Raw genomic sequence first — 21,480 nt, forward strand, 5'->3', positions numbered from 1 at the left:
CAAGCAACACGTCATACACTGTAAAATCAGGTGACACATTGACTGGAATCAGTTCAAAATACGGTGTAACTGTTGCGAATTTGAAATCATGGAACAATCTCTCAACGGATGCAATCAGTATTGGTCAAACTTTGGTAGTAAAAAATGGTACGGCTTCTAGTACTGCCGCAATAACTAAACCAACTACATCAAAAACGCATAAAGTTGTAAGTGGAGACACTCTATGGGATATTGCTCAAAAATATGGCATGTCTATTTTAGATTTAAAAACAGCGAACTATTTAAAATCAGATGTTATATTTGTTGATCAATCTTTGATTATCAAATAATGATAACGGAGACTCAACAAAAGTTGGGTCTCCGTTTCTGTTTTCCAATAAAATTTTATCTCATCAGCAAAATTGAGTTGTATGATAAATAAAAGGGAGTGAAAACAATGATTGTTGCTACGACAACAGGAATTGAAGGGTTTGAAATTTCGTCTTATGAAGGAATTGTATTTGGAGAAGTTATTTCTGGTATCAACTTAATTAAAGATATGGGTGCTGGGCTGCGCAATATGTTTGGCGGACGTGCTCAGGGATACGAGAATGAATTGTTAGAAGCTCGTAGCAAAGCTTTAGAGGAAATGGAGTTCAGAGCTGAAGGGTTTGGGGCAGATGCTATTGTTGGAGTGAAAATGGATTATGAAACCTTAGGATCAGATAATGGAATGATTATGGTAACTTGTAGTGGAACAGCAGTAAAATTGAAAAGTTTTACTTAAATAAAGAAAATCTAACAGAAGTTGAATTGGACAGATTGCTTTTCTTATTGCTCCGAGAGCAATTTTTTGTTAAAATGAAATCAATAGAAAAAAACAGTGAAAAGGAATAGTAAAAACGATTTTTTTTGAGAGAGTGCATGGTTGGTGGGAATGCATAAAAATGACTTTCGAACTCGCCTTTAGAGTTGCTTTGTTGAAATTAGAGTAGACAAAGCCGTAGCACCTGCGTTAAGGGTATGAGGAGTCTGCAATCATTCTGTTAGCAAGAAAATGATTGTAGAAAACATAGGTGGTACCACGATAATTAATTGTTTAGTCGTCCTATGAGTACAGATAGTAATCTGCATTCATAGGGCGACTTTTTGTTTTAAAAAAGAGATGAAAGAGGGATAAATATGAGTTTTAATCATAAAACGATTGAAAAAAAATGGCAAAAATTTTGGGCATCTAATAATACATTCCGTACAACAGAAGATGCTGATAAGAATAATTTCTATGCATTGGATATGTTCCCTTACCCATCAGGACAAGGATTACATGTAGGGCATCCAGAAGGGTATACTGCTACCGATATTCTTTCTCGTATGAAACGAGCTCAAGGATTTAATGTATTGCACCCAATGGGATGGGATGCATTTGGGCTTCCAGCTGAGCAATACGCATTGGATACTGGAAATGACCCAGCTGAATTTACAGCTCATAATATCGAAACGTTCCGTCGTCAAATCAATTCATTGGGATTCAGCTATGATTGGGAGCGCGAGATAAATACAACAGATCCTGATTATTACAAATGGACACAATGGATCTTTACTAAATTGTATGAAAAAGGTTTAGCTTATGAAGCAGAGGTAGCTGTTAACTGGTGTCCGGCTTTAGGAACGGTACTAGCTAATGAAGAAGTGATTGATGGAAAAAGTGAACGGGGAGGACACCCAGTTTACCGTAAACCAATGAAACAGTGGATGCTGAAAATTACAGTTTACGCTGACCGTTTATTGGATGATTTAGAGTTAGTGGATTGGCCTGAAAGCATCAAAGATATGCAACGCAATTGGATTGGAAAATCGATTGGAGCAAATGTTGACTTTAAAGTTAAAGGAACAGATCATAAGTTTACTGTCTTTACGACACGCCCTGATACACTATTTGGAGCAACTTACAGTGTAATGGCTCCAGAATTAGATTTAGTTAAACAAATTACTACGCCGGCACAAGAAGCAGAAGTTAACGCCTATATTGAAAAAGTTAGCTTAAAAAGCGATTTAGATCGTACAGACCTAAACAAAGACAAAACAGGCGTGTTTACAGGTGCCTATGCAGTTAATCCAGTAAACGGGAAAGAAATTCCGATTTGGATTGCAGATTATGTCTTGGCTTCATATGGAACAGGTGCGATTATGGCCGTTCCAGCACATGATGAACGTGATTACGAATTTGCTAAAGCGTTTGGACTGGAAATCATCCCAGTGCTTGAAGGCGGAGATGTAGCAAATGCTGCATTTACAGAAGATGGTCCGCACATCAACTCGGGCTTTTTGGATGGTCTTGGCAAAGAAGATGCAATCGATAAAATGAATAAATGGCTAGAAGAAAAAGGTGTTGGAAAAAAAGAAACGACTTATCGTTTGCGTGACTGGCTATTTGCTCGTCAACGTTATTGGGGTGAACCTATTCCTGTTATACATTGGGAAGATGGCACATCAACAACATTACCTGAATCTGAATTGCCACTGATATTACCTAAAACAGATGAGATCAAGCCAAGTGGAACAGGAGAATCTCCATTAGCAAATATTACTGAATGGGTAAATGTAGTAGACCCTGAAACAGGAATGAAAGGTCGTCGCGATACAAATACAATGCCGCAATGGGCTGGAAGTTCATGGTACTTCTTGCGTTTTATCGATCCTAAAAATAAAGAAATGTTGGCTGATCCTGAGAAGTTGAAACAGTGGCTTCCAGTTGATATCTATATTGGTGGAGCTGAGCATGCGGTATTGCACTTATTGTACGCACGTTTCTGGCATAAATTCCTTTATGATATCGGCGTAGTTCCAACAAAAGAACCATTCCAAAAGTTATACAATCAAGGAATGATATTAGGTGGAAACAATGAAAAAATGTCTAAATCAAAAGGAAATGTTGTAAACCCTGATGATGTTGTCGAAAAATTTGGGGCAGATACATTGCGTATGTATGAAATGTTTATGGGACCATTAGATGCTTCGATTGCTTGGAGTGAAAATGGACTTGAAGGAAGTCGTAAATTCCTGGATCGCGTATGGCGGTTGATCATGGATGAAAATGGTAAAGTCCGTGACCGCATCACGACATTCAATGATGGATCTTTAGATGTGGTTTATCATCAGACTGTTAAAAAAGTAACGGAGGATTTTGAACATTTACGTTTCAATACGGCTATTTCTCAAATGATGGTTTTTGTTAATGAAGCATATAAAGCAACTGCTTTACCAGTAGATTACATCAAAGCTTTTGTTCAAATGCTGGCACCAATTGCTCCGCATATGGGAGAAGAACTATGGGCTAATTTGACTCATAGTGGTAAAAGTATTTCTTATGTTGCTTGGCCAACGTTTGATGAAAAATTCTTAGTTGAAGATGAAATCGAAGTTGTTTTCCAAGTAAATGGAAAGTTAAAAGCAAAAGCTCAAGCTTCAAAAGAAATTTCTAAAGAAGATTTAGAAACATTAGCTATGAATAATGAAAAGATCAAAGAAGCAATCGAAGGAAAAACAATCCGTAAAGTTATTGTTGTTCCTGGAAGATTGGTAAATATTGTAGCAAACTAACTATTTCTTATGGATGACACTCAAGTGTTATTACACGTGTAAGAAAGGAGATGAGACTTTGGTCTTGTCTCCTTTTTACTTATTTAATCTGAAAAGACTTTAATTTTTCTTTAAAGTTCTGTTTTAGAGGATCATTAAGCATTGCAACCCACTTACTTAAGAAGTAAAATAAAGCTTGATATACAAAAGGATGAGAGTAGGTTTTTGAGTCATGTCAAAAGACACAGTCAGTGATAATAAAATTGAACAACCAATAAAAGAAATAAGTTCAAAAGATAAAATGATTAATGGATCAGCTTGGATGACAGGTGGAAGTATTTTATCCAGATTATTAGGAGCTCTCTACATTATTCCTTGGATGGCTTGGATGGGGAATCAAGATATAGCAGAATCTGCGAATGCTCTTTATACGATTGGGTATACGCCTTATGCATTATTTTTAAACATTGCAACAGCTGGTGTTCCATCGGCAATTGCTAAACAAGTTTCTTATTACAATAGCTTGAATGAATATGAAATAAGTCGGAATATTTACAAAAAAGGATTACAAATCATGGCTGTTACAGGTGTTGTGTCGGCATTGATCATGTATGTTGCGGCACCATTTATAGCAGCAAGCAGTCCCAATATATCTGTTGATAATGCAACGCAAGTTATCCGCTCGCTAAGCTGGGCCTTGTTGATTATTCCTTGTATGAGTGTGACACGTGGGTACATCCAAGGGCATCATGTCATGAAGTATTCAGCTATTTCACAATTTATTGAACAATTAGCGCGTGTTATTTTTATGCTTGTAGCTGTTTACTTGATCCGCCAAGTATGGAATGGTTCAGTAGTAAATGCAGTGTCAGCTTCCACATTTGCAGCCGTTATCGGAGCTGTATTTAGTATTGGGTACTTGTTTTACATTATCTGGCGTAAAAAACCTGAGTTGGATGAAAGAGCAGCCCAGAGCTTGAATAAAGTTTCTATCTCCACAACCGAAATTTTTAAATCGATTATTCGTACAGCTGTTCCGTTTATTATTATCGGTTCAGGCATTACTCTTTTTCAAATGATCGATCAATTTACTTTCCAACAAATTATGACGTCTATTTCTGAATTATCGCCAAAACAAATTGTAAATAATTACGGAGTGGCTTCAGGTAATGTCAATAAATTGATCATGATCGTCATTTCCTTTGGAGGATCTATGGCCATTACCACTGTGCCTCTGATTTCTGAGTTGATCGCTAAAAATGATTTGAAAAAAATCGCCCGTCAAATTAGTGATAGTTTACAGTTGTTTTTCTTTATCATGTTGCCTGCTTCCATTGGAATGATGATAGTAGCCGAACCTTTATACACGGTTTTCTATGGGCATAGTGATTTTGGCACTACAGTATTACAAGTTGCTTCTTTTATGAGTTTATTTTTAGGTTTATTTGTTCTTATGGGGTCAACCATGCAGGCTGCAAATCAAACTAGACCCGCACTTTGGGCTCTTGTAATAGGATTAGTTGTAAAATTAGGCATGCAATATCCAATGCTGGCAATAGCTGGTACGAATGGAATGTTCCTTTCTAATATATTTGGCTTTGGCGTTACAGTCTTATTGATGCTAAGAAAAATGTACAAGGTTACTCGTTTTGACATCGGATTGATTTTAAGACGTGTTTTATTGATGCTGATCATTACTTTAGCGATGGCAGTTGTCACTTTTGCAGTTAAAGAAGTTCTTTACTTAGTGATTGATCCAAAAAATCGGACTAGTGCACTTTTTGTGATAGCCATATCAGCTGGATTTGGTGGACTTGTTTACATGTATGCCTCTTTAAAGACTCGTTTAGCGGATCGTTTATTAGGAGCTCGTGTTGCGAATATGAGAACCAAGCTACACATTAAATAAAAGGAACTAGTTGGAACCCAAAAGGCTTCAACTGGTTCTTTATTTGAATCATATGAAATTGGAGGAGCGTAAATGCGATTAGATAAATTACTAGCCAATATGGGCTTTGGCACAAGAAAAACAGTGAAAAATGTATTGAAATCAAAAGAAGTAACTGTAAATGGAACGATTGAGAAAGATGGTAAAACGCAAGTGGACCCAGATAAAGATGTTATTTTCGTTTCAGGAGAAGCTGTTTATTACCAAGAATTTGTATACTTCATGATGCATAAACCACAAGGAGTTGTCAGTGCAACAACAGATAATTTACATGAAACAGTGATTGATTTGCTACAGCCACAAGATCAAGTATTTGATCCATTTCCTGTAGGAAGATTAGATAAAGATACAGAAGGATTATTGTTAGTAACTAATGATGGAACGTTAGCGCATAACTTGCTTTCGCCAAAAAAACATGTGGATAAGTGTTATGAAGCGATTATAGAAGGTCTAGTGAATGAACAAGACATTCAGGCTTTTAAGGATGGTATAACGCTGAATGACGGGTTTATCTGTCAATCAGCTAAGTTAGAGATCCTATCTACAGATCTTGAAAAAGAACAATCTCTTATTCAAGTCACGATACATGAAGGGAAATTTCATCAAGTAAAGCGTATGTTTGAAGCAGTAGACAAGTCGGTTAATTATTTGAAACGGTTGTCTATGGGCAAGCTACAGCTAGATGAAACGATAGATTTAGGCAAATACAGACCCCTGACAAAAGAAGAATTAGAGTCGTTAATTGATGCATAAGCAAAAAGAGGAAACTGAGATTTTATCTCAGCTTCCTCTTTTTTTAATTCGTTAATAAAAATCAGATCTATCGGGTGATTCTGTAGGCGGAAAATCATCTTCAATTTCTAAGTCGCCATCAGTATTGATGCCGGGATCTAAATCAGTTTCATCATAATCAAATTCTAAATGTTGATTTTTAATGGACCGCGGTTGACGTTCACCTCGGGCTAAATCGGAAGGCTCATCTTCAAGGTAGATATCCGTTGGGTAAATACCTGCTGTATCTTCTTCCATTGTATCTGTATCAATAGGATAAGGCGTGGTGCTATTGTCAGCAAGAGAAGTGTCATCGTCTAGAAGAACAACTATTTCGCCTTGTTCAATAGCATCTTTATAATCCGCAAAACTATCTTCACGATGTTTTAAGGAATAAAGTTTTGTATCATCATCAGAACCTGAAGAGAAAACTGCTTTTATTTTATCTCCTAATGAGTTTTCAGTAGTTGATTTAGAAGGTTGAACCAATACATCTATATCGGTTTGATTGCGAATGGATTGACCAATTTTATCATTGGTCACTAGCGTAATAGATTCCTTCAAGCTGCCTTCAGATAAGAGTTGTTCGACTTTTTGCAATGCTGCTTCAGATGAGTAACTTCCAATAACGCTTTTTACCATATACACCACTCCTCTTTCTCCTATAAATGATTTAATTGGTATTTAGTTATAGTGAGTATACTTGTAAAGAAAAGAGAATACAATTAATAAGGTAAGGCTAACCAATCGGAATAAAAAGAATGAAGAAAATACCTATTCGGCAAGAAATTAACTAGATCGATCAACATCCTTAAAAAATAAATTTCGTGGAAAATTCTTTCATTGCAAAAGGAATAGACTCGATAATTTGTGAAGGAAGCACAACATATTGTTTTGTAGCTAAATCATCTCCAAGTTTACTGTGTAGAAAAACAGCGGTAATAATTGCAAAACGATAATTATTAAATTGAGCACTACAACCTGCTATCATACCGGCTAATGTATCTCCCATGCCACCAGTTGCCATTGCAGGATTTCCAACACTATTTTTCCAAACTTCATCTAAAAAATAAATTTCAGTTCGAGATTGTTTCAAAACTACATTTGCTTTTAGTTCTTTTCTAGCTTGGATATTTAAAGTCTCATTTTGCTCAGCAGGTTTTAAGCGAGAAATTTTTTGCCATTCTCCTAAATGAGGTGTGTACGTTGTTTTAGCTACAGGTGTTTTTAAATTATTTTTAGCCATTAAAGTGATGGCGCTGCCGTCAATAATCAACCGTTGTTCTTTTGTGACAGTCTCTAAAACAGACTTCAAAAGAGCTAGTGACTCAGCAGAGAGACCCATTCCAGGTCCAATGACGATCACTGTAGCTGTCGATAATTGTTTAAGCAAACGATCTTTATTGTACATGTCAATTACCATCGCTTCGGGAAGTCGAGCGTGTAAAGCAGCATGGTTCACTTTAGCTGTGGCCACTGTGACTAGTCCAGCACCGCTATAAACAGCAGCGCTAGCCGTGAGGATGATCGCTCCACCCATATCTTCATTTCCGCCTATCACAAGTACACGCCCATAATCAGCCTTGTAGCTATCTTTACTTCTTTTTGGGATCATACCTTGAATTGTTTCTCTATTTATTTCTTTCACTTAAGACCCTCCATTGACGACAAATAATTTGTAGTATGTTCCAATTGATTATAGAACGAATAGGTATTTTTTGCACGAATCTTTCTTTGTAGTGATAGTGGAGTAAAAATTAGGACTAGTCGTTGGTCTTAGAAACGAAAAGTGATATGATAGATGTGTTGATAAAATATTAAGGAGTGTTGTATAAATGGCAATTGATTGGAAAAAAGAAGCTGCTGATCGAAAAGAAGTTTTTTTAGCAGACTTAATAGAATTACTTAAAATTGATAGCGTCCGCGATGATACAAAAGCTACAGCTGATGCACCAGTAGGCCCGGGACCAAAAAAAGCGTTAGAAGCATTCTTAGCTTTAGGAGAAAGAGATGGCTTTGTTACTAAAAACGTTGGAAACTTAGCTGGACATATTGAATACGGTAGTGGAGACGAAACAATGGGCGTTTTTGCTCACGTGGATGTGGTCCCAGTTGGAACAGGGTGGGAAACTGACCCATTCAGTCCTGTAATCAAAGATAACCGTATCTATGCTCGTGGATCTAGTGACGACAAGGGGCCTGGTGTGGCTGCTTATTATGCGTTGAAAATGATTAAAGATTTAGAGCTTCCAGTATCTAAAAAAATTCGCTTTATTATTGGGACAGATGAAGAAAGCGGCTGGATGTGTATGGATCATTACTTAGCTCATGAACCGATTCCAGACTTTGGTTTTTCACCAGATGCAGAATTTCCTATCATTAACGGTGAAAAAGGAATCTTGACTGTCTATGTAAATACAAAAGGGAATAACAAGGGCGGAAAAAATGAGTTGATCAGTTTTGATGCTGGTTTGCGTGAAAATATGGTACCACAAGATGCTACTGCTATTTTTACAACTCAAGAAGCTGAACAAATTGAAAAAGACTTTTATGATTTTGTTGAAGTTTCTCCAATTACTGGAACGATAAAAGTAGTTGGTAATCAAGTTACGATTGAAGTAGGAGGAAAAGCCGCTCATGGCATGGCACCACATCTAGGTGTTAATGCTGGAACTTATCTAGCTGTATTCTTAAACCGCTATTCATTTGGTGGAGATGCTAAAAATTTCTTACAATTGACAACAGATTATTTACACGAAGATACAAAAGCTAAAAAATTAGGATTGAACTATGTCGATGACGTTATGGGAGATCTTACAATGAATCCAGGCGTATTTACGTTCACACCTGAAGATGGTGGAGTGATTGCAGTGAATCTTCGTTTCCCTAAAGGTGTAACACCTGAAGGAATCGAAATCAAAATGGAAAGCAAGCTTGCAGAATTCGGAGTAACGCTTAGTCGAGGTAAAGAGCAAATGCCGCATTATGTATCTGCTGAAGATCCACTAGTGAAAACATTGTTAGATGTTTATCAAAGACAAACTGGTTTAGAAGCTCATGAACAAACAATTGGTGGTGGGACGTATGGACGCTTGCTAGAGCGTGGGGTAGCTTATGGAGCAATGTTCCCTAACAGCATTGATACAATGCACCAAGCCAATGAATTTATGGCTATTGATGACTTAATGAATGCAATGAGTATATACGCAGAAGCAATCTATGAATTGATTAAATAAATTATAAAAAAAACAAGATCTCTTATGAGGGATCTTGTTTTTTTAAACTTTCATTTTTAATTGTTGGGCAAGTTGATAAGTTCGTTCTAAGAGGATTTTTTCAGCATCAATGACTGGGAATTTTTTTAACGAGTCTTGATTATTAGCTAAGGAGAGTTCGGTGCATCCAAGCAGTGTAACATCGCTTCCCATCTGCTGAAATTCTTCAAGAATTTCTTCATAGAGCAAGAGATTGATAATAGATTGCTCTTTTATATAAGTATAAACTAATTCATTAATCTTATGTTGCAATGTAGTATCTGGCAGGATAACCTCATACCCATTAAAGAGAAGTTCACGTTCGTATAATTGGCTTTCTAATGTTCCTTGAGTCACTGCTAAACCAATTTTTTTTGTAGTATTTGGTGGGATCGTTGCTACTGTTTCTTTTATCATGTTGATGATAGGAATAGAGGTTGCATTTACCAAATCATTAATAAAATAATGGGCAGTGTTACAGGGCATAACAATAAAGTCTGGTTTTAAGACATTCAATTGTTCTATATCTGCTAGTAATGCGGGTAAAGGACTAGGGGCTGAATGGTCAAGAATATACGATGTTCGATCAGGAATTTCAGCATGATTGAACAACATATAATTGAAAAACTCTTGATCCTTCGTAGGAGTGTGCCTCTTGTTTAATTCGACTAAGAAATTAGTGGTGGCCAAGGTACCCATACCGCCTAAAATAGCAAAGAAATTCTTCATGGCTAAGACGACCTTTCTGTTATTTAGATAGGATCATAAAGTTGAGGGTAAGCTTTAAATTTCTTAAAATAGTTTAGCGTAGCAATAGTTACATATAGTTTTCGCTTCATACTGGGTTCTTCTTGACTAACTAAAGGATGGTAAACTTTTTTGGCTTTATACAATTGTTTGACGATTTTCTTTAGTTCTTTTGATTGAAGGTTATCTAGTAATAATTTTTTCGGTACTGCTGAATACAAAACTTGTTTATCTGCTACAGAATATTCAATAGGACTATTTTCAATAAAATCTCTCACATAATATGTAGCGGTATTTTTCCCAGCAGCAGTCACATAATAGTTACTGCGTCCAAGGCGGGCATTCAGTTCGAAAAATTTATACGTGTGATCACGCGTATCGTATTTGACATCATAATTAGAAAATCCAGTCCATCCGGTAGCTTTGACCAGTTTTTTTACGTCTCGAACAATTTGATCGTCATTTTTTGTTAAAATTGCAAGATGATTTCCAATAGCTGATGGAGTGTGGTCTTCAAGTAGGGTTTGTCCAAAAGAAACAACTTTCACTTCACCTGTGCTATGAGAAGAATAGGCGGTAGCAACTCCAACAAAGGAATCATCTCCTGCAATGTACTCTTGCAAGATAATTTCATCATCGTATCCATTATCTTTCATGTTTTGGATGATTTTTTTGTAAGTCGCTTGATTTTTACAAATATAAACTTTTTCTTTACCTGGAAAATCGATTGAATGGTATTTCATACTATTAGTAGGTTTGATAATAATAGGAAAACCAAATGGCAATTGTGCTTCATAATCAGATATTACTAAGATCTTAGGGTATGGAACCCCTTCTTGTTCACAAATTTTATAAAAGTTTGCTTTATTTGTTGCAGGATAAAAGAGTTCTTTATCCACATAAGGGATGACCCAACTAATAGGGAAGAGCGTTTTATGATTGATGATCAATTCCACATAATTGTCTGTGCTGGCTAAAATAATTTTTTTTGTATTGGGGTAGCGATCTTCAATATCGTTTAATAATTTAACTAGTACTTCCGGTTGTACCATGTTAGGCTCAATTATAGGGTCAATAAAGATCGAATGATCTATAGGTCCAGTAATCATCGTGCATAGGACAAGGGAAGTTGTCTTGTAAGCTTCATAAAATGACCGTGCTGTGCTATAGGCACCTAGATTGCCTCCTAGAATAATGGGAATAAAAGGCTGTGATTCAATAGTGGTTGGCATAAGCAAACAGTCCTTTCAAGGAAAAAGATAAGAGATAGGAAACTTGAGGGTATTAAACGAAAATAGAGGACTATTTTGCGAAAACGTTTTCTTAAATGTGAAAATTATAGCATAATTATTTGATAAAAGCGAAAGATATGCGAAGGAATCGAAAAGGTAAGAGTTTACTTTTTTGCTGGATTATGAAAAAATGACATAAGAGTGCACAATCGATGAATGAAAGAACAGGAGGAGTTTTAATGGATTTAAATTTGGTAGGCAAAACAGCATTAGTGTTGGCATCTAGTCAAGGATTAGGCAAAGCAATAGCAGCAGAGCTAGTAAAAGAAGGAACCAATGTCATGATAGCTAGTCGAAATTATGAAAAGCTACAATCGGTTCAAAAAGAGTTGATGGCCCTTGGAAAAGGCAAGGTTGCCTTTTCTCCCGCTGATATTACTAAAAACGAAGACATTCAACAACTCATAAAAGAAACACACAAAACATTTGGCAAAATTGATATTTTAATTAATAATGCCGGGGGACCGCCTTCTGGTTCTTTTGAAGATTTTTCAGATGAAGATTGGGAAAATGCTTTTCAACTAAATTTATTGAGCTATATTCGAACAATTCGAGCAGTTTTGCCAGATTTAAAAGAAAACGGTGGGAAAATTATTAATATTGCTTCTTCTTCAATTAAACAACCGATTTCAAATTTAATTCTTTCGAATACTTTTCGTTTAGGAATTGTCGGTCTTAGTAAGACGTTAGCAGAAGAGTTAGGTCCATATAATATTTTAATCAATACGGTTGCGCCAGGGCGAATTGCAACGGATCGTATAACAACTCTAGATGAAATTACAGCTAAAAATAAAAATGTATCTATGAAAGAAATTACAAAAAAAGCTCAAGAAGCTATTCCACTTGGCCGTTATGGAACACCAGAAGAATTTGCAAAATTTGTTACTTTTCTTGTATCAGATGTAAATACGTACGTTACTGGATCATCTTTAATGATTGACGGTGGAAGCGTAAAAGCGATTTAGCAAAGAGTCTACGTTTAAACGATCGAATCATACTCGGAGTAGCCTGGACAGATTTAAGCCAGTTGAACGTTTTCAAGGAGGGAATACAATGCTGATAAGTGTCATCATGCCGGTATACAATACAAGTTCAACCCTAGGAGATGCTGTAAAAAGCGTATTGCAGCAAAGGTATCCTGAATTTGAGCTGATCTTAATTAATGATGGTTCTTCAGACAGTTCCCCAGAAATATGTGAGTTGTTAGCGAAAACGGATAAGCGTATTAAGGTTATTCATCAAGAGAATAAAGGATTATCAGCAGCTAGAAATAAAGGTATAGAAGTAGCTTCAGGTGACTTTCTTGCCTTTATTGATAGCGATGATCGATTTGATGATGAGGCTTTTTTTAACTTTCATAAAGCGAGTGTTCAACACAAAGACTTGACTTTGTATATCATGAATTTTGATAAAGTATACGGCAGTATCAGTCTACCTAAAAAGAAAAATAAAAAGAAAAATAGAGTTATAGTTGACAAAAATGAACTAATTGAACTGATTTTTAATTCTTCTGGGGTAGCTTTTTATACATGGAATAAGATTTATCATCATAGTTTGTTTCAAAAAATAACTTTTCCAGAAGGAAAAATTTTTGAGGATATCGTGACAACTTATCAATTAGCTAAAAATTCTAGTAAGACAGTCGTAACAAGCGAAATTGGTTATCATTATGTGAGAAGTCCGAATACGATCGTCAGCAGTGGGTTTTCACCAAAATACTACGATATTCTGACCGAAACGGAACAATTATACGCATTACTAAAAATGGATTTTCCAGAGTTAAAACATTTAGGTTTGCAAAAACTGATGGAAAGTATGATTTCTGTAGGGTATAAATTAAGTCAAGCTCCTGAAAATATTCATACGGAAGCTTTTAAACGGAAGCTTCAACAAGATATTCGGCTATATCAAGAAGACATAACTAACGATAAAAAAATTCCCCTTTATTACAAAGTAGGGATAAAATTGTTGCAGGGTGATAGCAGTTTCTATAAAGAGAATTATAAGGCTGCTCTAAAAAAGCGGATTATAGGGAATTCATCTGAAACAGAAGATAAGTCTTTGTAAGGAGAAGAAAATTTGATAGTTACATTGACTAAAATTTCAAAAGAAATAACAATTGCTATTCATTTTTGGTAAACTATAGGAAATCATCTGCCTGAGGAGGCTGTAAGAAATGCAAAATTATAAAACAAGAAAAGAATTAAAATATGATACGAAAGCACTGCTTAAAGGAAGATGGAAAGATGCGATCCTATTGAATATTATTCCAACAATAATTTCAGTCCTCATTACGTTAGTCTTTGCAGCTTTAGTGGTTGCATTAGTTAATTATTCAGATGCTGGTTCTAACTATTGGGTAAATGATTCTATGATGTCTGACGATGGAACTGGAAATGGAACAAGCAATATTGGCGGCGGAATTTTAACGACTCTTTTTACAGTGGGTATTTCGTTTACATTTTTAGATTGGTTTAGAAATCCCAATATGGAGATTCAACCAATAAAAATGGGGCTACAAGTATTTACGAAAAAATATTTTCTTAGAGTACTGTTGATTTACATTATATCTACAATTTTTACTACTTTATGGAGTCTGTTATTTATTATTCCTGGAATCATAAAATCATACGCTTATTCTCAAGCTTACTTAATTTACAAAGATCGCTCTAATCTATCACCAAATGAAAAAATTTCTTCGCTAGACTGTATTACAGAAAGTAAAAACTTGATGAAAGGTAATAAATGGCGTCTATTCTTACTAGATCTAAGTTTTTTAGGTTGGGGTATATTATCCATTTTATCCTTAGGTATAGGGTTATTATGGCTGCTTCCTTATCAAAATGCGACAAAAGTTGCCTTTTATGAAGATTTGATTCAATCTAATTAAGTTTAAAAAAAGATGGACCGCCAGAGTTGGCTGTCCATCTTTTTTTAAACAAAATGGGAAACTACTACGGACTAGTGGTAAAATAAACAAGTGAATTTAATGAGAAACTAAAGAGGGATTTTATGGGACTTATACTAAAAAAAATGAAAACTACAGAGATTGTACTAATAGGGAACTATTTTTTTAAATGGCTATGGTATAGCAGCCTAGTAGGGATAGGAGTAGGGAGTTTATCCGCATTTTTTCTTATCAGTTTAACATTTGTAACAAACTCTCGTATGACACTTCCTTGGCTGCTTTATTTATTGCCGCTGGGTGGAGCAGCTATTAGTTGGTTGTATTGGAAAGTTGGCGGCAATGCCATACGAGGCAATAACTTGATTATACAAGAAGCTCGCGGTACTAAAAAGGAAGTAGAATTGATTCCTAAAAGACTGATTCCACTTACTCTTTTTGGAACATTGGTTACCCATTTATTTGGTGGGTCTGCTGGACGAGAAGGTACTGCAGTCCAAATTGGAGGATCACTGGCCGATGCGGTAGGGCGCGTATTTCATATGAAAAAAAATGAGAGACGTATTTTGTTAATTGCCGGAATGAGTGCGGGATTCAGTTCTGTTTTTGGAACACCTATAGCTGGAACATTATTTGCAATGGAAGTATTAGCTATTGGATTTGTCCGCCAAGAGGCATTATTTCCGAGCTTATGGGCAGCATTGGTCGGAAATTGGGTGACGACTTTTTTTGGTGCTGCGCATACGCATTATAGTATGGGAATTGTACCAGAGGCAACTCCTAGTCTTATCATCAAAATAGTCATTGCAGCCATTCTTTTTGGGTTTGCTGGGCGTTTATTTAGTTGGACTACACGGATAACAAAAGTCATTATGACTAACTGGTTCAACAATCCGGTCATAAAAAGCTTTATCGGAGGAGTCATCGTTATTCTTCTGGTGTTCCTTGTAGGCACTAGAGAATTTCTAGGTCTAAGTCTGCCTTTAATTGATCAAGCTTTTCTAGGGGAAAGTGGTCCGTTTGATTCCTTGGGTAAATTAATCTTTACAGCTATTACACTGGGATCTGGATTTCAAGGAGGAGAAGTGACACCTTTATTTACGATTGGGGCCACTTTAGGCAGTACACTCGCTCATCTTTTCCATATTTCGGTTCCTTTCTTAGCAGGACTTGGGTTTATTGGTGTTTTTGCAGCGGCTAGTAATACACCCGTTGCCTGTTTTGTGATGGGACTGGAACTTTTTGGTTCAAAAGCATTGCCTTATCTCTTTTTGACATGTGTAGTTAGTTATCTCTTTTCAGGCAATCAAGGTATTTATGAAACTCAGCAAGTCTATTTACGCAAAGGAGATCTTTTTGAAGAGGAATAAAATCATCAAATCCTTGGAAAGAGAATCCCAAAAACTCATTCTCTATGCAGTATTGAGCAAATGATTTTTGGTGAAAGCTGTTTACTGTTAAGATGTAGTTATAAGTTGATATGGAATTGAGGTGAATCATTTTATGGTAGACAGAACTAAGCAAATTGAAATTTTCTTATTTATTAACCCAATCAGTAAAGCTTCATTGAAAATGGAAGAAGAAGTGCTTAAGTTTGTAAATGCTTATGAAGAAAACACACAAATAACAATTTATCCTTATCACAACACCCAGACTCTTTACCGGTATATGAAAAAAAATGACTTATCAACTGAAATGGCTGTATGGAATAAGCTATACAATGAAAGTTTTCACTTATCATTGGCTTTTATCGCAGCTACTATCCAAGGAAAGAAAAAAGGCAGAGAATTTTTATTCGCTATTCAACGAAAAATGATTATTCAAAAAAGAAGCCTTTCAAAAAAACTACTGATTGAGTCAGCTGAACAGGCTGATTTAGATATGGAAATGTTCTTATTTGATTTCCATTCTCCTTTTGTTCAACATTTATTTGATCTTGATCAAGATGTTTCAAGTGCTATGGGAGCAAAAGATACACCAACGTGCTTACTAGTAACAACAGGTGAAGAAAAAAAAGCAACTTTAATAGAAAAATTTTTCACAGCAGAAGATTTGTATCAGTTAGTCTAAAAAAAATGAGGCTGAACTACTCTAATTAAGAGTAGTTCAGCCTTATTTTATTCTAGTAGCATAGTAACATGGATAACACCTGAGTCTAAGTATGGATCAGCGATTTCTTTAAAGCCAAATGAAGCATAGAAATCTTTAATGTATTCTTCAGAATTTAATTCAATTGCTTTTTCTGGGTATTGCTCATTGCAGTAGGTTAGTGTGTTACGGAATAATGTACGGGCAAAGCCTTTTCCACGATTTTTTTCTGTAACGAGAACACGTCCTATACGAATATTTCCATTATCAGTAACGAAGATGCGGGAATAAGCTAGCAGTTCTCCATCCTCAATATAAGAAATATGTATACTATCAGGATCTCTGCCATCAATGTCGTGGTAAGGAGATTGTTGCTCAAAAACAAAAACTGCACTGCGCTCTTTTAAAAATAAATACAATTCTTCTTTGGTTAATTCATCAAACGTTTTGTATGTCCACATAAAGGTTGCTCCTGTCGCTTTGGATTATAGGAAGTGTTGCTAATCGCTGCAACTTTTCTTCCTTGTGTATTTTCTCAAAAAAACCTCTGTATTGCAATGAAGAGTTTTTGAAACAAGGCTATTGCAGAAGAGTGAACGTGGTCTAGTGGTATTTAATTTTAGTTTTAGTTGACAAATAAAAATTGGATTGATAGTATGAGTCTATACCGATGTAAGATTTTACTTATGTTGAATTAAAAAATAAACTAAGAAAGGAAGAAGCCCAATGAAAAAGATGAACTGTTTAGACGTGTGTTGTTGTTTATGTTGTATAGACCACTCATGTCGACAAGTTTCATTTTTTAATCAAGCTTCTTCTTTTTTGTGAACACAACCATTTGTTATACCCTATGGATTGCTGTTAGGAAACAGTTCATGAGTAGGTGTGTTGAAATGGCTTTCACTAGAAGAAACTACATTAAATTAGATGATTTGTGCATGAGTGTAAAACTCATGCACTTTTTTTGTCCCATTTTTTAGAAATTGAGAATGAAGATAAGGAGGAAAGACATGTTATTTAGAAAAACCCAAGACTTGATAGGAAACACTCCATTGTTAGAAATTCAGGGTTTTGACCTACCAAACAACAGTAAAATATTCGCAAAGTTAGAAATGTTCAATCCTGGTGGAAGTATCAAAGATCGCTTAGGGGTCAAATTAGTAAAAACAGCTTTTGATAAAGGGCTGATAAATAAAGATACAACGCTTATTGAACCCACTGCTGGAAATACAGGCATTGGTTTAGCTTTAGCAGCTCAAGAATTTGGACTAAAAGTCGTCTTTACAGTTCCAGAGAAATTTAGTCATGAGAAACAAGAATTAATGAAAGCTTTGGGAGCGGAACTGATTTTTACACCTACTGAAAAAGGTATGATTGGAGCAATAGAAAAAGCTCAGTCGTTGGCGGCAGAAATCAAAAATAGCTATATCCCGATGCAGTTTGAAAATCAAGCGAATCCATTAACCTATTATGAAACTCTTGGACCAGAAATTATAAAAGACATGGCCGGACATGCAATCCACTCTTTTGTAGCTGGGGCAGGTAGCGGAGGAACTTTTATTGGAACAGCATCTTATTTAAAAGAAAATAATTCGGTAATTCGTACAACCATAGTTGAACCTGAAGGCTCGATTTTAGGTGGTGGAGCAGCTCATGGACATAAAACGGAAGGGATAGGAATGGAATTCATACCTAAGTTTTTAGATAAATCATTAATTGATCATGTTTATACGATTTCTGATGAGGAAGCCTTTTACTATGTTAAACAATTAGCCGCAACAAATGGGTTGTTTGTTGGAAGTTCAAGCGGCGCAGCGTTTGCTGCCTGTTTAAGAGAAGCCCAAGTGTTACCTGAAGGAAGCACGATCATTACAATTTTCCCAGACAGCAGTGAGCGTTATCTAAGTAAAAAAATATATCAATAGGAGAGTGTTAAAGATGAAAATGAAAACGAAATTAATCCACGGTGGTATCAGTCATGATGAAGCAACAGGTTCGGTAAATGTACCCATTCACCAAACATCAACCTATAAACAAGAAAAAGTGGGCAAACACAAAGGGTATGAATATTCAAGAACAGGAAATCCTACTCGTTTTGCAGTAGAAGAATTAATTAAGGATTTAGAAGAAGGCGTTAGAGGTTTTGCTTTTGGATCAGGATCAGCAGGAACACATACGGTGCTGTCATTATTTTCTAAAGGAGACCATATCATTGTGGGAGATGATGTTTATGGAGGAACGTATCGTTTAATGAATAAAGTACTCGTCCATCTTGGAATAACATTTACGACGGTAGATACAAGTGATCTGAGCACGATTGAACCAGCAATTCGTCCAGAAACTAAAGCGATATTTTTAGAGACACCAACGAATCCGTTGCTAAAAATAACCGATATTGAGGCTGTATCTAAAATTGCAAAAGAGGCTAACCTGATAACTATTGTTGACAACACCTTTGCTACACCTTACCATCAACGTCCACTTACACTTGGAGCAGATATTGTTGTTCATAGTGCCTCTAAATATTTAGGTGGACATAGCGATATTGTTGCAGGATTAGTTACGACAAATAATGAAGAACTAGCTGATAAAATTGGCTTTTTACAAAATGCAATCGGAGGAATTTTAGGGCCGCAAGATAGCTGGATTTTACAAAGAGGGATTAAAACGTTAGGCATCAGAATGGAAGAACATGAAAAAAATGCTCAAGAAATAGTGCGGTACCTAATCAATCATTCGAGTATTGAAAAAGTCTATTACCCGGGATTAGAGAATCATCAGGGACATGAGATTGCAAAAAAACAAATGACTGGTTTTGGTGGAATGATTTCATTCGAATTAAAAGAAGGATTTTCTGCTAAAGAGTTTGTCGAAAAACTAATGATCATCACTCTAGCTGAAAGTTTGGGAGCAGTTGAAAGTTTGATTGAAATACCTGCTTTAATGACACATGGATCTATTCCAAAAGAAGTTCGCTTAAAGTCAGGAATAAAAGATGAATTGGTTCGTTTGTCCGTTGGTTTAGAAGATGTAGGGGATCTTATTGATGACTTGGATCAAGCATTAGCATTTGTATCGAACAACAAAGGAGAATAAATAGTATGGGACGTGAATTTTTAGATATTTTTACAGACTGGTCAAGTGACTATGATGATTTTGTTGAAGGGAATGACCCTGAATACAAAGCTGTTTTTGAAGGATACAGTAACATTTTGAAAGAGATTGTTCAAAGAAGTGGAATGAATGTTTTAGAATTTGGAATTGGAACTGGAAATCTAACCCAGCAGTTACTCTCTTCAGGCAAATGGGTTTTCCCAATAGAACCTTCTAAAGAAATGCGTGAATTAGCTAAAAATAAGTTGCCAAGTGAAGTCATGATTTATGACGGGGATTTACAAAATTACCCAAAACCGACAAGACAAGTGGATACCATTGTTAGTTCTTATGTGTTCCATCATCTGACAGATACAGAAAAAGGAATGGCCTTGAAGAAGTACGCTGACCAACTTGAAAAGGGAGGCAAAGTTGTCTTTGCAGACACGATGTTTGAATCACAAGAAGCCCTCGAACAAAAAATCGTACAAGCTAAAGAACACCAATTTTATACATTAGCAAATGATTTAGAACGAGAATATTATACTCTTATTCCAACTTTATTAAATCTGTTCAATCTAGCAGGATTTAACGTATCTATTGAGCAAATGAATGAATACGTTTGGATAGTTGAAGGTGAGAAACAAGCTTAGTTAATGAAGAAATAAAACGACACTGATTTATTTAGTGTCGTTTTATTTTGGTTTTAGGACCCTTATCAGTAAGTATTTTGATCAGCAAATAGGAGTCGTGAATAAAGTTTGACGTTTATCTAAAAAAAAAAGTTTGTGAAAGCGCATTTTTTCTTTTAAATGATTTTAAATAGAGTATAATAATTATATTGTTAAAAAGATAACAAACTAAAGGTGGTAAAAAAATGGAAACTCAAAATACTGGTTTAATGTACAATATTGAAAAAAGTATTATGAAAAAGCAAAATTTATTTGATAATAGTAAGACACGCTATTTTGTACGTGCAATGTTAGCCTGTTTATTCTTAACGCTTGGAACAGCAGTTGCTGTGATGATTGGTCAAGCTGGTGAAGAGATTGTACCTGGCCTAGGTAAAATGCTTTACGCATTTATGTTTAGTTGGTCACTGGTCATGATTATTTATATGAATGCAGAATTAGGCACTTCAAATATGATGTATATGACAGTTGCGATCCAACGGAAGTGGTTAAAACCTAAAAAAGCATTAACAATATTATTTTATTGTATTTTATTCAATTTGATTGGTGGAATTATTGCTAGCTTAGTTATATCTTTCACATATAAGTTCCATGCTCTTCCGAGCGACCATTATCTTTTCACAGCAGTGGCTGGAAAATTAGCTAAAACGCCTTTACAGGTCTTTTCAGAAGGTATATTTGCAAATGTTATTGTTAACACAGCTGTATTTTGTACCTTACGAATGAAAGATGATGCTGGGAAAATTATTGCCATGATCTTTATTATCTTCATTTTTGCTTATTTAGGATTTGAACACGTTATTGCCAATTTTTCATCTTTCTCATTGGCTTTCTTTGCTTCTGGCGGAACGGTTCCAGGTATGACCATAGGAGCTGTAGCACTAAATTGGCTCTTAGCTTTACTAGGTAATTATGTTGGTGGAGCATTAGTGATTGGATTACTGTACTCGTGGTTGAATAAGGATCAAACAGAGTATGTTGATTAAAGAATAGCACTACAGGAAAAACTGATACTTAGTATCAGTTTTTTTTGTATACTTAAATGAGTAGGACTAATGATTGACAGAAGATAAAGATTAACTACATAATAAGAGTAAGATAAGGTTTAAGAGTCCAGAATGAAAAGGAGTGG

20 protein-coding genes and 1 other annotated feature are annotated in these 21,480 nt (G+C 35.6%); of the genes, 15 read left to right on the forward strand and 5 right to left on the reverse strand.

The features are described 5' to 3' along the window. From ABS916_RS12275 to ABS916_RS12295, 5 genes are all read left to right on the forward strand, one after another. Window positions 1-329 (forward strand): LysM peptidoglycan-binding domain-containing protein (locus tag ABS916_RS12275; protein WP_350452173.1); only part of this gene is annotated, 329 nt, incomplete at its 5' end. Between the two features lie 107 nt (window positions 330-436). Next, window positions 437-766, forward strand: coding sequence for a heavy metal-binding domain-containing protein (locus ABS916_RS12280; RefSeq protein ID WP_350452174.1), 330 nt, complete (start codon window positions 437-439; stop codon window positions 764-766). Between the two features lie 87 nt (window positions 767-853). Beyond that, window positions 854-1,093, forward strand: a binding site (T-box leader). 68 nt (window positions 1,094-1,161) lie between these two features. Continuing rightward, on the forward strand, window positions 1,162-3,579 hold the full coding sequence (gene leuS, locus ABS916_RS12285; protein ID WP_350452175.1) for a leucine--tRNA ligase: 2,418 nt from the start codon (window positions 1,162-1,164) through the stop codon (window positions 3,577-3,579). 211 nt (window positions 3,580-3,790) lie between these two features. Beyond that, the gene (locus ABS916_RS12290) at window positions 3,791-5,467 is read left to right on the forward strand and encodes a putative polysaccharide biosynthesis protein (protein ID WP_350452176.1); all 1,677 of its coding nucleotides are present in this window, start codon (window positions 3,791-3,793) and stop codon (window positions 5,465-5,467) included. A gap of 72 nt (window positions 5,468-5,539) precedes the next feature. Continuing rightward, complete coding sequence (locus ABS916_RS12295) at window positions 5,540-6,259, forward strand: pseudouridine synthase (RefSeq protein WP_350452177.1); 720 nt, start codon at window positions 5,540-5,542, stop codon at window positions 6,257-6,259. A gap of 51 nt (window positions 6,260-6,310) precedes the next feature. Here ABS916_RS12295 and ABS916_RS12300 read toward each other — a convergent pair whose 3' ends face one another. Continuing rightward, window positions 6,311-6,919, reverse strand: a complete 609-nt coding sequence (locus tag ABS916_RS12300; protein ID WP_350452178.1) for a general stress protein — start codon at window positions 6,917-6,919, stop codon at window positions 6,311-6,313. Between the two features lie 169 nt (window positions 6,920-7,088). After that, window positions 7,089-7,925, reverse strand: coding sequence for an NAD(P)H-hydrate dehydratase (locus ABS916_RS12305; RefSeq protein ID WP_350452179.1), 837 nt, complete (start codon window positions 7,923-7,925; stop codon window positions 7,089-7,091). Between the two features lie 187 nt (window positions 7,926-8,112). Here ABS916_RS12305 and pepV point away from each other — a divergent pair, with 187 nt between their 5' ends. Then, complete coding sequence (gene pepV, locus ABS916_RS12310) at window positions 8,113-9,513, forward strand: dipeptidase PepV (RefSeq protein WP_350452180.1); 1,401 nt, start codon at window positions 8,113-8,115, stop codon at window positions 9,511-9,513. Window positions 9,514-9,555: 42 nt separating this feature from the next. On the opposite strand, the gene ABS916_RS12315 is transcribed toward pepV, so the two are convergent. Continuing rightward, window positions 9,556-10,260, reverse strand: a complete 705-nt coding sequence (locus tag ABS916_RS12315; protein ID WP_350452181.1) for an amino acid racemase — start codon at window positions 10,258-10,260, stop codon at window positions 9,556-9,558. A 23-nt stretch (window positions 10,261-10,283) separates the two neighbouring features. Next, the gene (locus ABS916_RS12320) at window positions 10,284-11,510 is read right to left on the reverse strand and encodes a carboxylate--amine ligase (protein WP_350452182.1); all 1,227 of its coding nucleotides are present in this window, start codon (window positions 11,508-11,510) and stop codon (window positions 10,284-10,286) included. Between the two features lie 239 nt (window positions 11,511-11,749). Here ABS916_RS12320 and ABS916_RS12325 point away from each other — a divergent pair, with 239 nt between their 5' ends. The 5 genes from ABS916_RS12325 (at window position 11,750) to ABS916_RS12345 (ending at window position 16,545) form a co-directional block, all read left to right on the forward strand. Then, the gene (locus tag ABS916_RS12325) at window positions 11,750-12,535 is read left to right on the forward strand and encodes an SDR family oxidoreductase (protein ID WP_350452183.1); all 786 of its coding nucleotides are present in this window, start codon (window positions 11,750-11,752) and stop codon (window positions 12,533-12,535) included. Between the two features lie 88 nt (window positions 12,536-12,623). After that, complete coding sequence (locus tag ABS916_RS12330; protein WP_350452184.1) at window positions 12,624-13,637, forward strand: glycosyltransferase family 2 protein; 1,014 nt, start codon at window positions 12,624-12,626, stop codon at window positions 13,635-13,637. A gap of 109 nt (window positions 13,638-13,746) precedes the next feature. Next, window positions 13,747-14,460: a DUF975 family protein gene (locus ABS916_RS12335; RefSeq protein ID WP_350452185.1), complete on the forward strand. Its 714-nt coding sequence runs from the start codon at window positions 13,747-13,749 to the stop codon at window positions 14,458-14,460. Window positions 14,461-14,582: 122 nt separating this feature from the next. Next, entirely contained in the window at window positions 14,583-15,845 is a 1,263-nt protein-coding gene (locus ABS916_RS12340; RefSeq protein WP_502880610.1) for a chloride channel protein, read from the forward strand. 133 nt (window positions 15,846-15,978) lie between these two features. Then, the gene (locus ABS916_RS12345) at window positions 15,979-16,545 is read left to right on the forward strand and encodes a DsbA family protein (RefSeq protein WP_350452186.1); all 567 of its coding nucleotides are present in this window, start codon (window positions 15,979-15,981) and stop codon (window positions 16,543-16,545) included. 47 nt (window positions 16,546-16,592) lie between these two features. Here ABS916_RS12345 and ABS916_RS12350 read toward each other — a convergent pair whose 3' ends face one another. After that, a complete protein-coding gene (locus ABS916_RS12350) occupies window positions 16,593-17,024 on the reverse strand; it encodes a GNAT family N-acetyltransferase (protein ID WP_350452187.1) in 432 nt (143 codons plus the stop codon). 549 nt (window positions 17,025-17,573) lie between these two features. Between ABS916_RS12350 and ABS916_RS12355 the strand changes: the two genes are divergently transcribed. From ABS916_RS12355 to ABS916_RS12370, 4 genes are all read left to right on the forward strand, one after another. Beyond that, window positions 17,574-18,488, forward strand: coding sequence for a PLP-dependent cysteine synthase family protein (locus ABS916_RS12355; protein WP_350452188.1), 915 nt, complete (start codon window positions 17,574-17,576; stop codon window positions 18,486-18,488). A gap of 13 nt (window positions 18,489-18,501) precedes the next feature. Then, on the forward strand, window positions 18,502-19,659 hold the full coding sequence (locus tag ABS916_RS12360) for a cystathionine gamma-synthase (RefSeq protein ID WP_350452189.1): 1,158 nt from the start codon (window positions 18,502-18,504) through the stop codon (window positions 19,657-19,659). Between the two features lie 5 nt (window positions 19,660-19,664). Next, the gene (locus ABS916_RS12365) at window positions 19,665-20,309 is read left to right on the forward strand and encodes a class I SAM-dependent methyltransferase (RefSeq protein WP_350452190.1); all 645 of its coding nucleotides are present in this window, start codon (window positions 19,665-19,667) and stop codon (window positions 20,307-20,309) included. A 224-nt stretch (window positions 20,310-20,533) separates the two neighbouring features. After that, window positions 20,534-21,334 (forward strand): formate/nitrite transporter family protein, encoded by an 801-nt coding sequence (locus ABS916_RS12370; protein WP_350452191.1) that lies wholly within the window; start codon window positions 20,534-20,536, stop codon window positions 21,332-21,334. Window positions 21,335-21,480: the final 146 nt, after the last annotated feature.

Origin of the sequence: Carnobacterium sp., from assembly GCF_040274945.1 — a bacterium.
Classification (GTDB): domain Bacteria; phylum Bacillota; class Bacilli; order Lactobacillales; family Carnobacteriaceae; genus Carnobacterium_B.

Coding starts and splice junctions, on each gene's coding strand:
- ABS916_RS12280 (WP_350452174.1), top strand. CDS start 437: ATGATTGTTGCTACGACAACAGGAATTGAAGGGTTTGAAATTTCGTCT.
- leuS (WP_350452175.1), top strand. CDS start 1,162: ATGAGTTTTAATCATAAAACGATTGAAAAAAAATGGCAAAAATTTTGG.
- ABS916_RS12290 (WP_350452176.1), top strand. CDS start 3,791: ATGTCAAAAGACACAGTCAGTGATAATAAAATTGAACAACCAATAAAA.
- ABS916_RS12295 (WP_350452177.1), top strand. CDS start 5,540: ATGCGATTAGATAAATTACTAGCCAATATGGGCTTTGGCACAAGAAAA.
- ABS916_RS12300 (WP_350452178.1), bottom strand. CDS start 6,919: ATGGTAAAAAGCGTTATTGGAAGTTACTCATCTGAAGCAGCATTGCAA.
- pepV (WP_350452180.1), top strand. CDS start 8,113: ATGGCAATTGATTGGAAAAAAGAAGCTGCTGATCGAAAAGAAGTTTTT.
- ABS916_RS12315 (WP_350452181.1), bottom strand. CDS start 10,260: ATGAAGAATTTCTTTGCTATTTTAGGCGGTATGGGTACCTTGGCCACC.
- ABS916_RS12320 (WP_350452182.1), bottom strand. CDS start 11,510: ATGCCAACCACTATTGAATCACAGCCTTTTATTCCCATTATTCTAGGA.
- ABS916_RS12325 (WP_350452183.1), top strand. CDS start 11,750: ATGGATTTAAATTTGGTAGGCAAAACAGCATTAGTGTTGGCATCTAGT.
- ABS916_RS12330 (WP_350452184.1), top strand. CDS start 12,624: ATGCTGATAAGTGTCATCATGCCGGTATACAATACAAGTTCAACCCTA.
- ABS916_RS12335 (WP_350452185.1), top strand. CDS start 13,747: ATGCAAAATTATAAAACAAGAAAAGAATTAAAATATGATACGAAAGCA.
- ABS916_RS12340 (WP_502880610.1), top strand. CDS start 14,583: ATGGGACTTATACTAAAAAAAATGAAAACTACAGAGATTGTACTAATA.
- ABS916_RS12345 (WP_350452186.1), top strand. CDS start 15,979: ATGGTAGACAGAACTAAGCAAATTGAAATTTTCTTATTTATTAACCCA.
- ABS916_RS12350 (WP_350452187.1), bottom strand. CDS start 17,024: ATGTGGACATACAAAACGTTTGATGAATTAACCAAAGAAGAATTGTAT.
- ABS916_RS12355 (WP_350452188.1), top strand. CDS start 17,574: ATGTTATTTAGAAAAACCCAAGACTTGATAGGAAACACTCCATTGTTA.
- ABS916_RS12360 (WP_350452189.1), top strand. CDS start 18,502: ATGAAAATGAAAACGAAATTAATCCACGGTGGTATCAGTCATGATGAA.
- ABS916_RS12365 (WP_350452190.1), top strand. CDS start 19,665: ATGGGACGTGAATTTTTAGATATTTTTACAGACTGGTCAAGTGACTAT.
- ABS916_RS12370 (WP_350452191.1), top strand. CDS start 20,534: ATGGAAACTCAAAATACTGGTTTAATGTACAATATTGAAAAAAGTATT.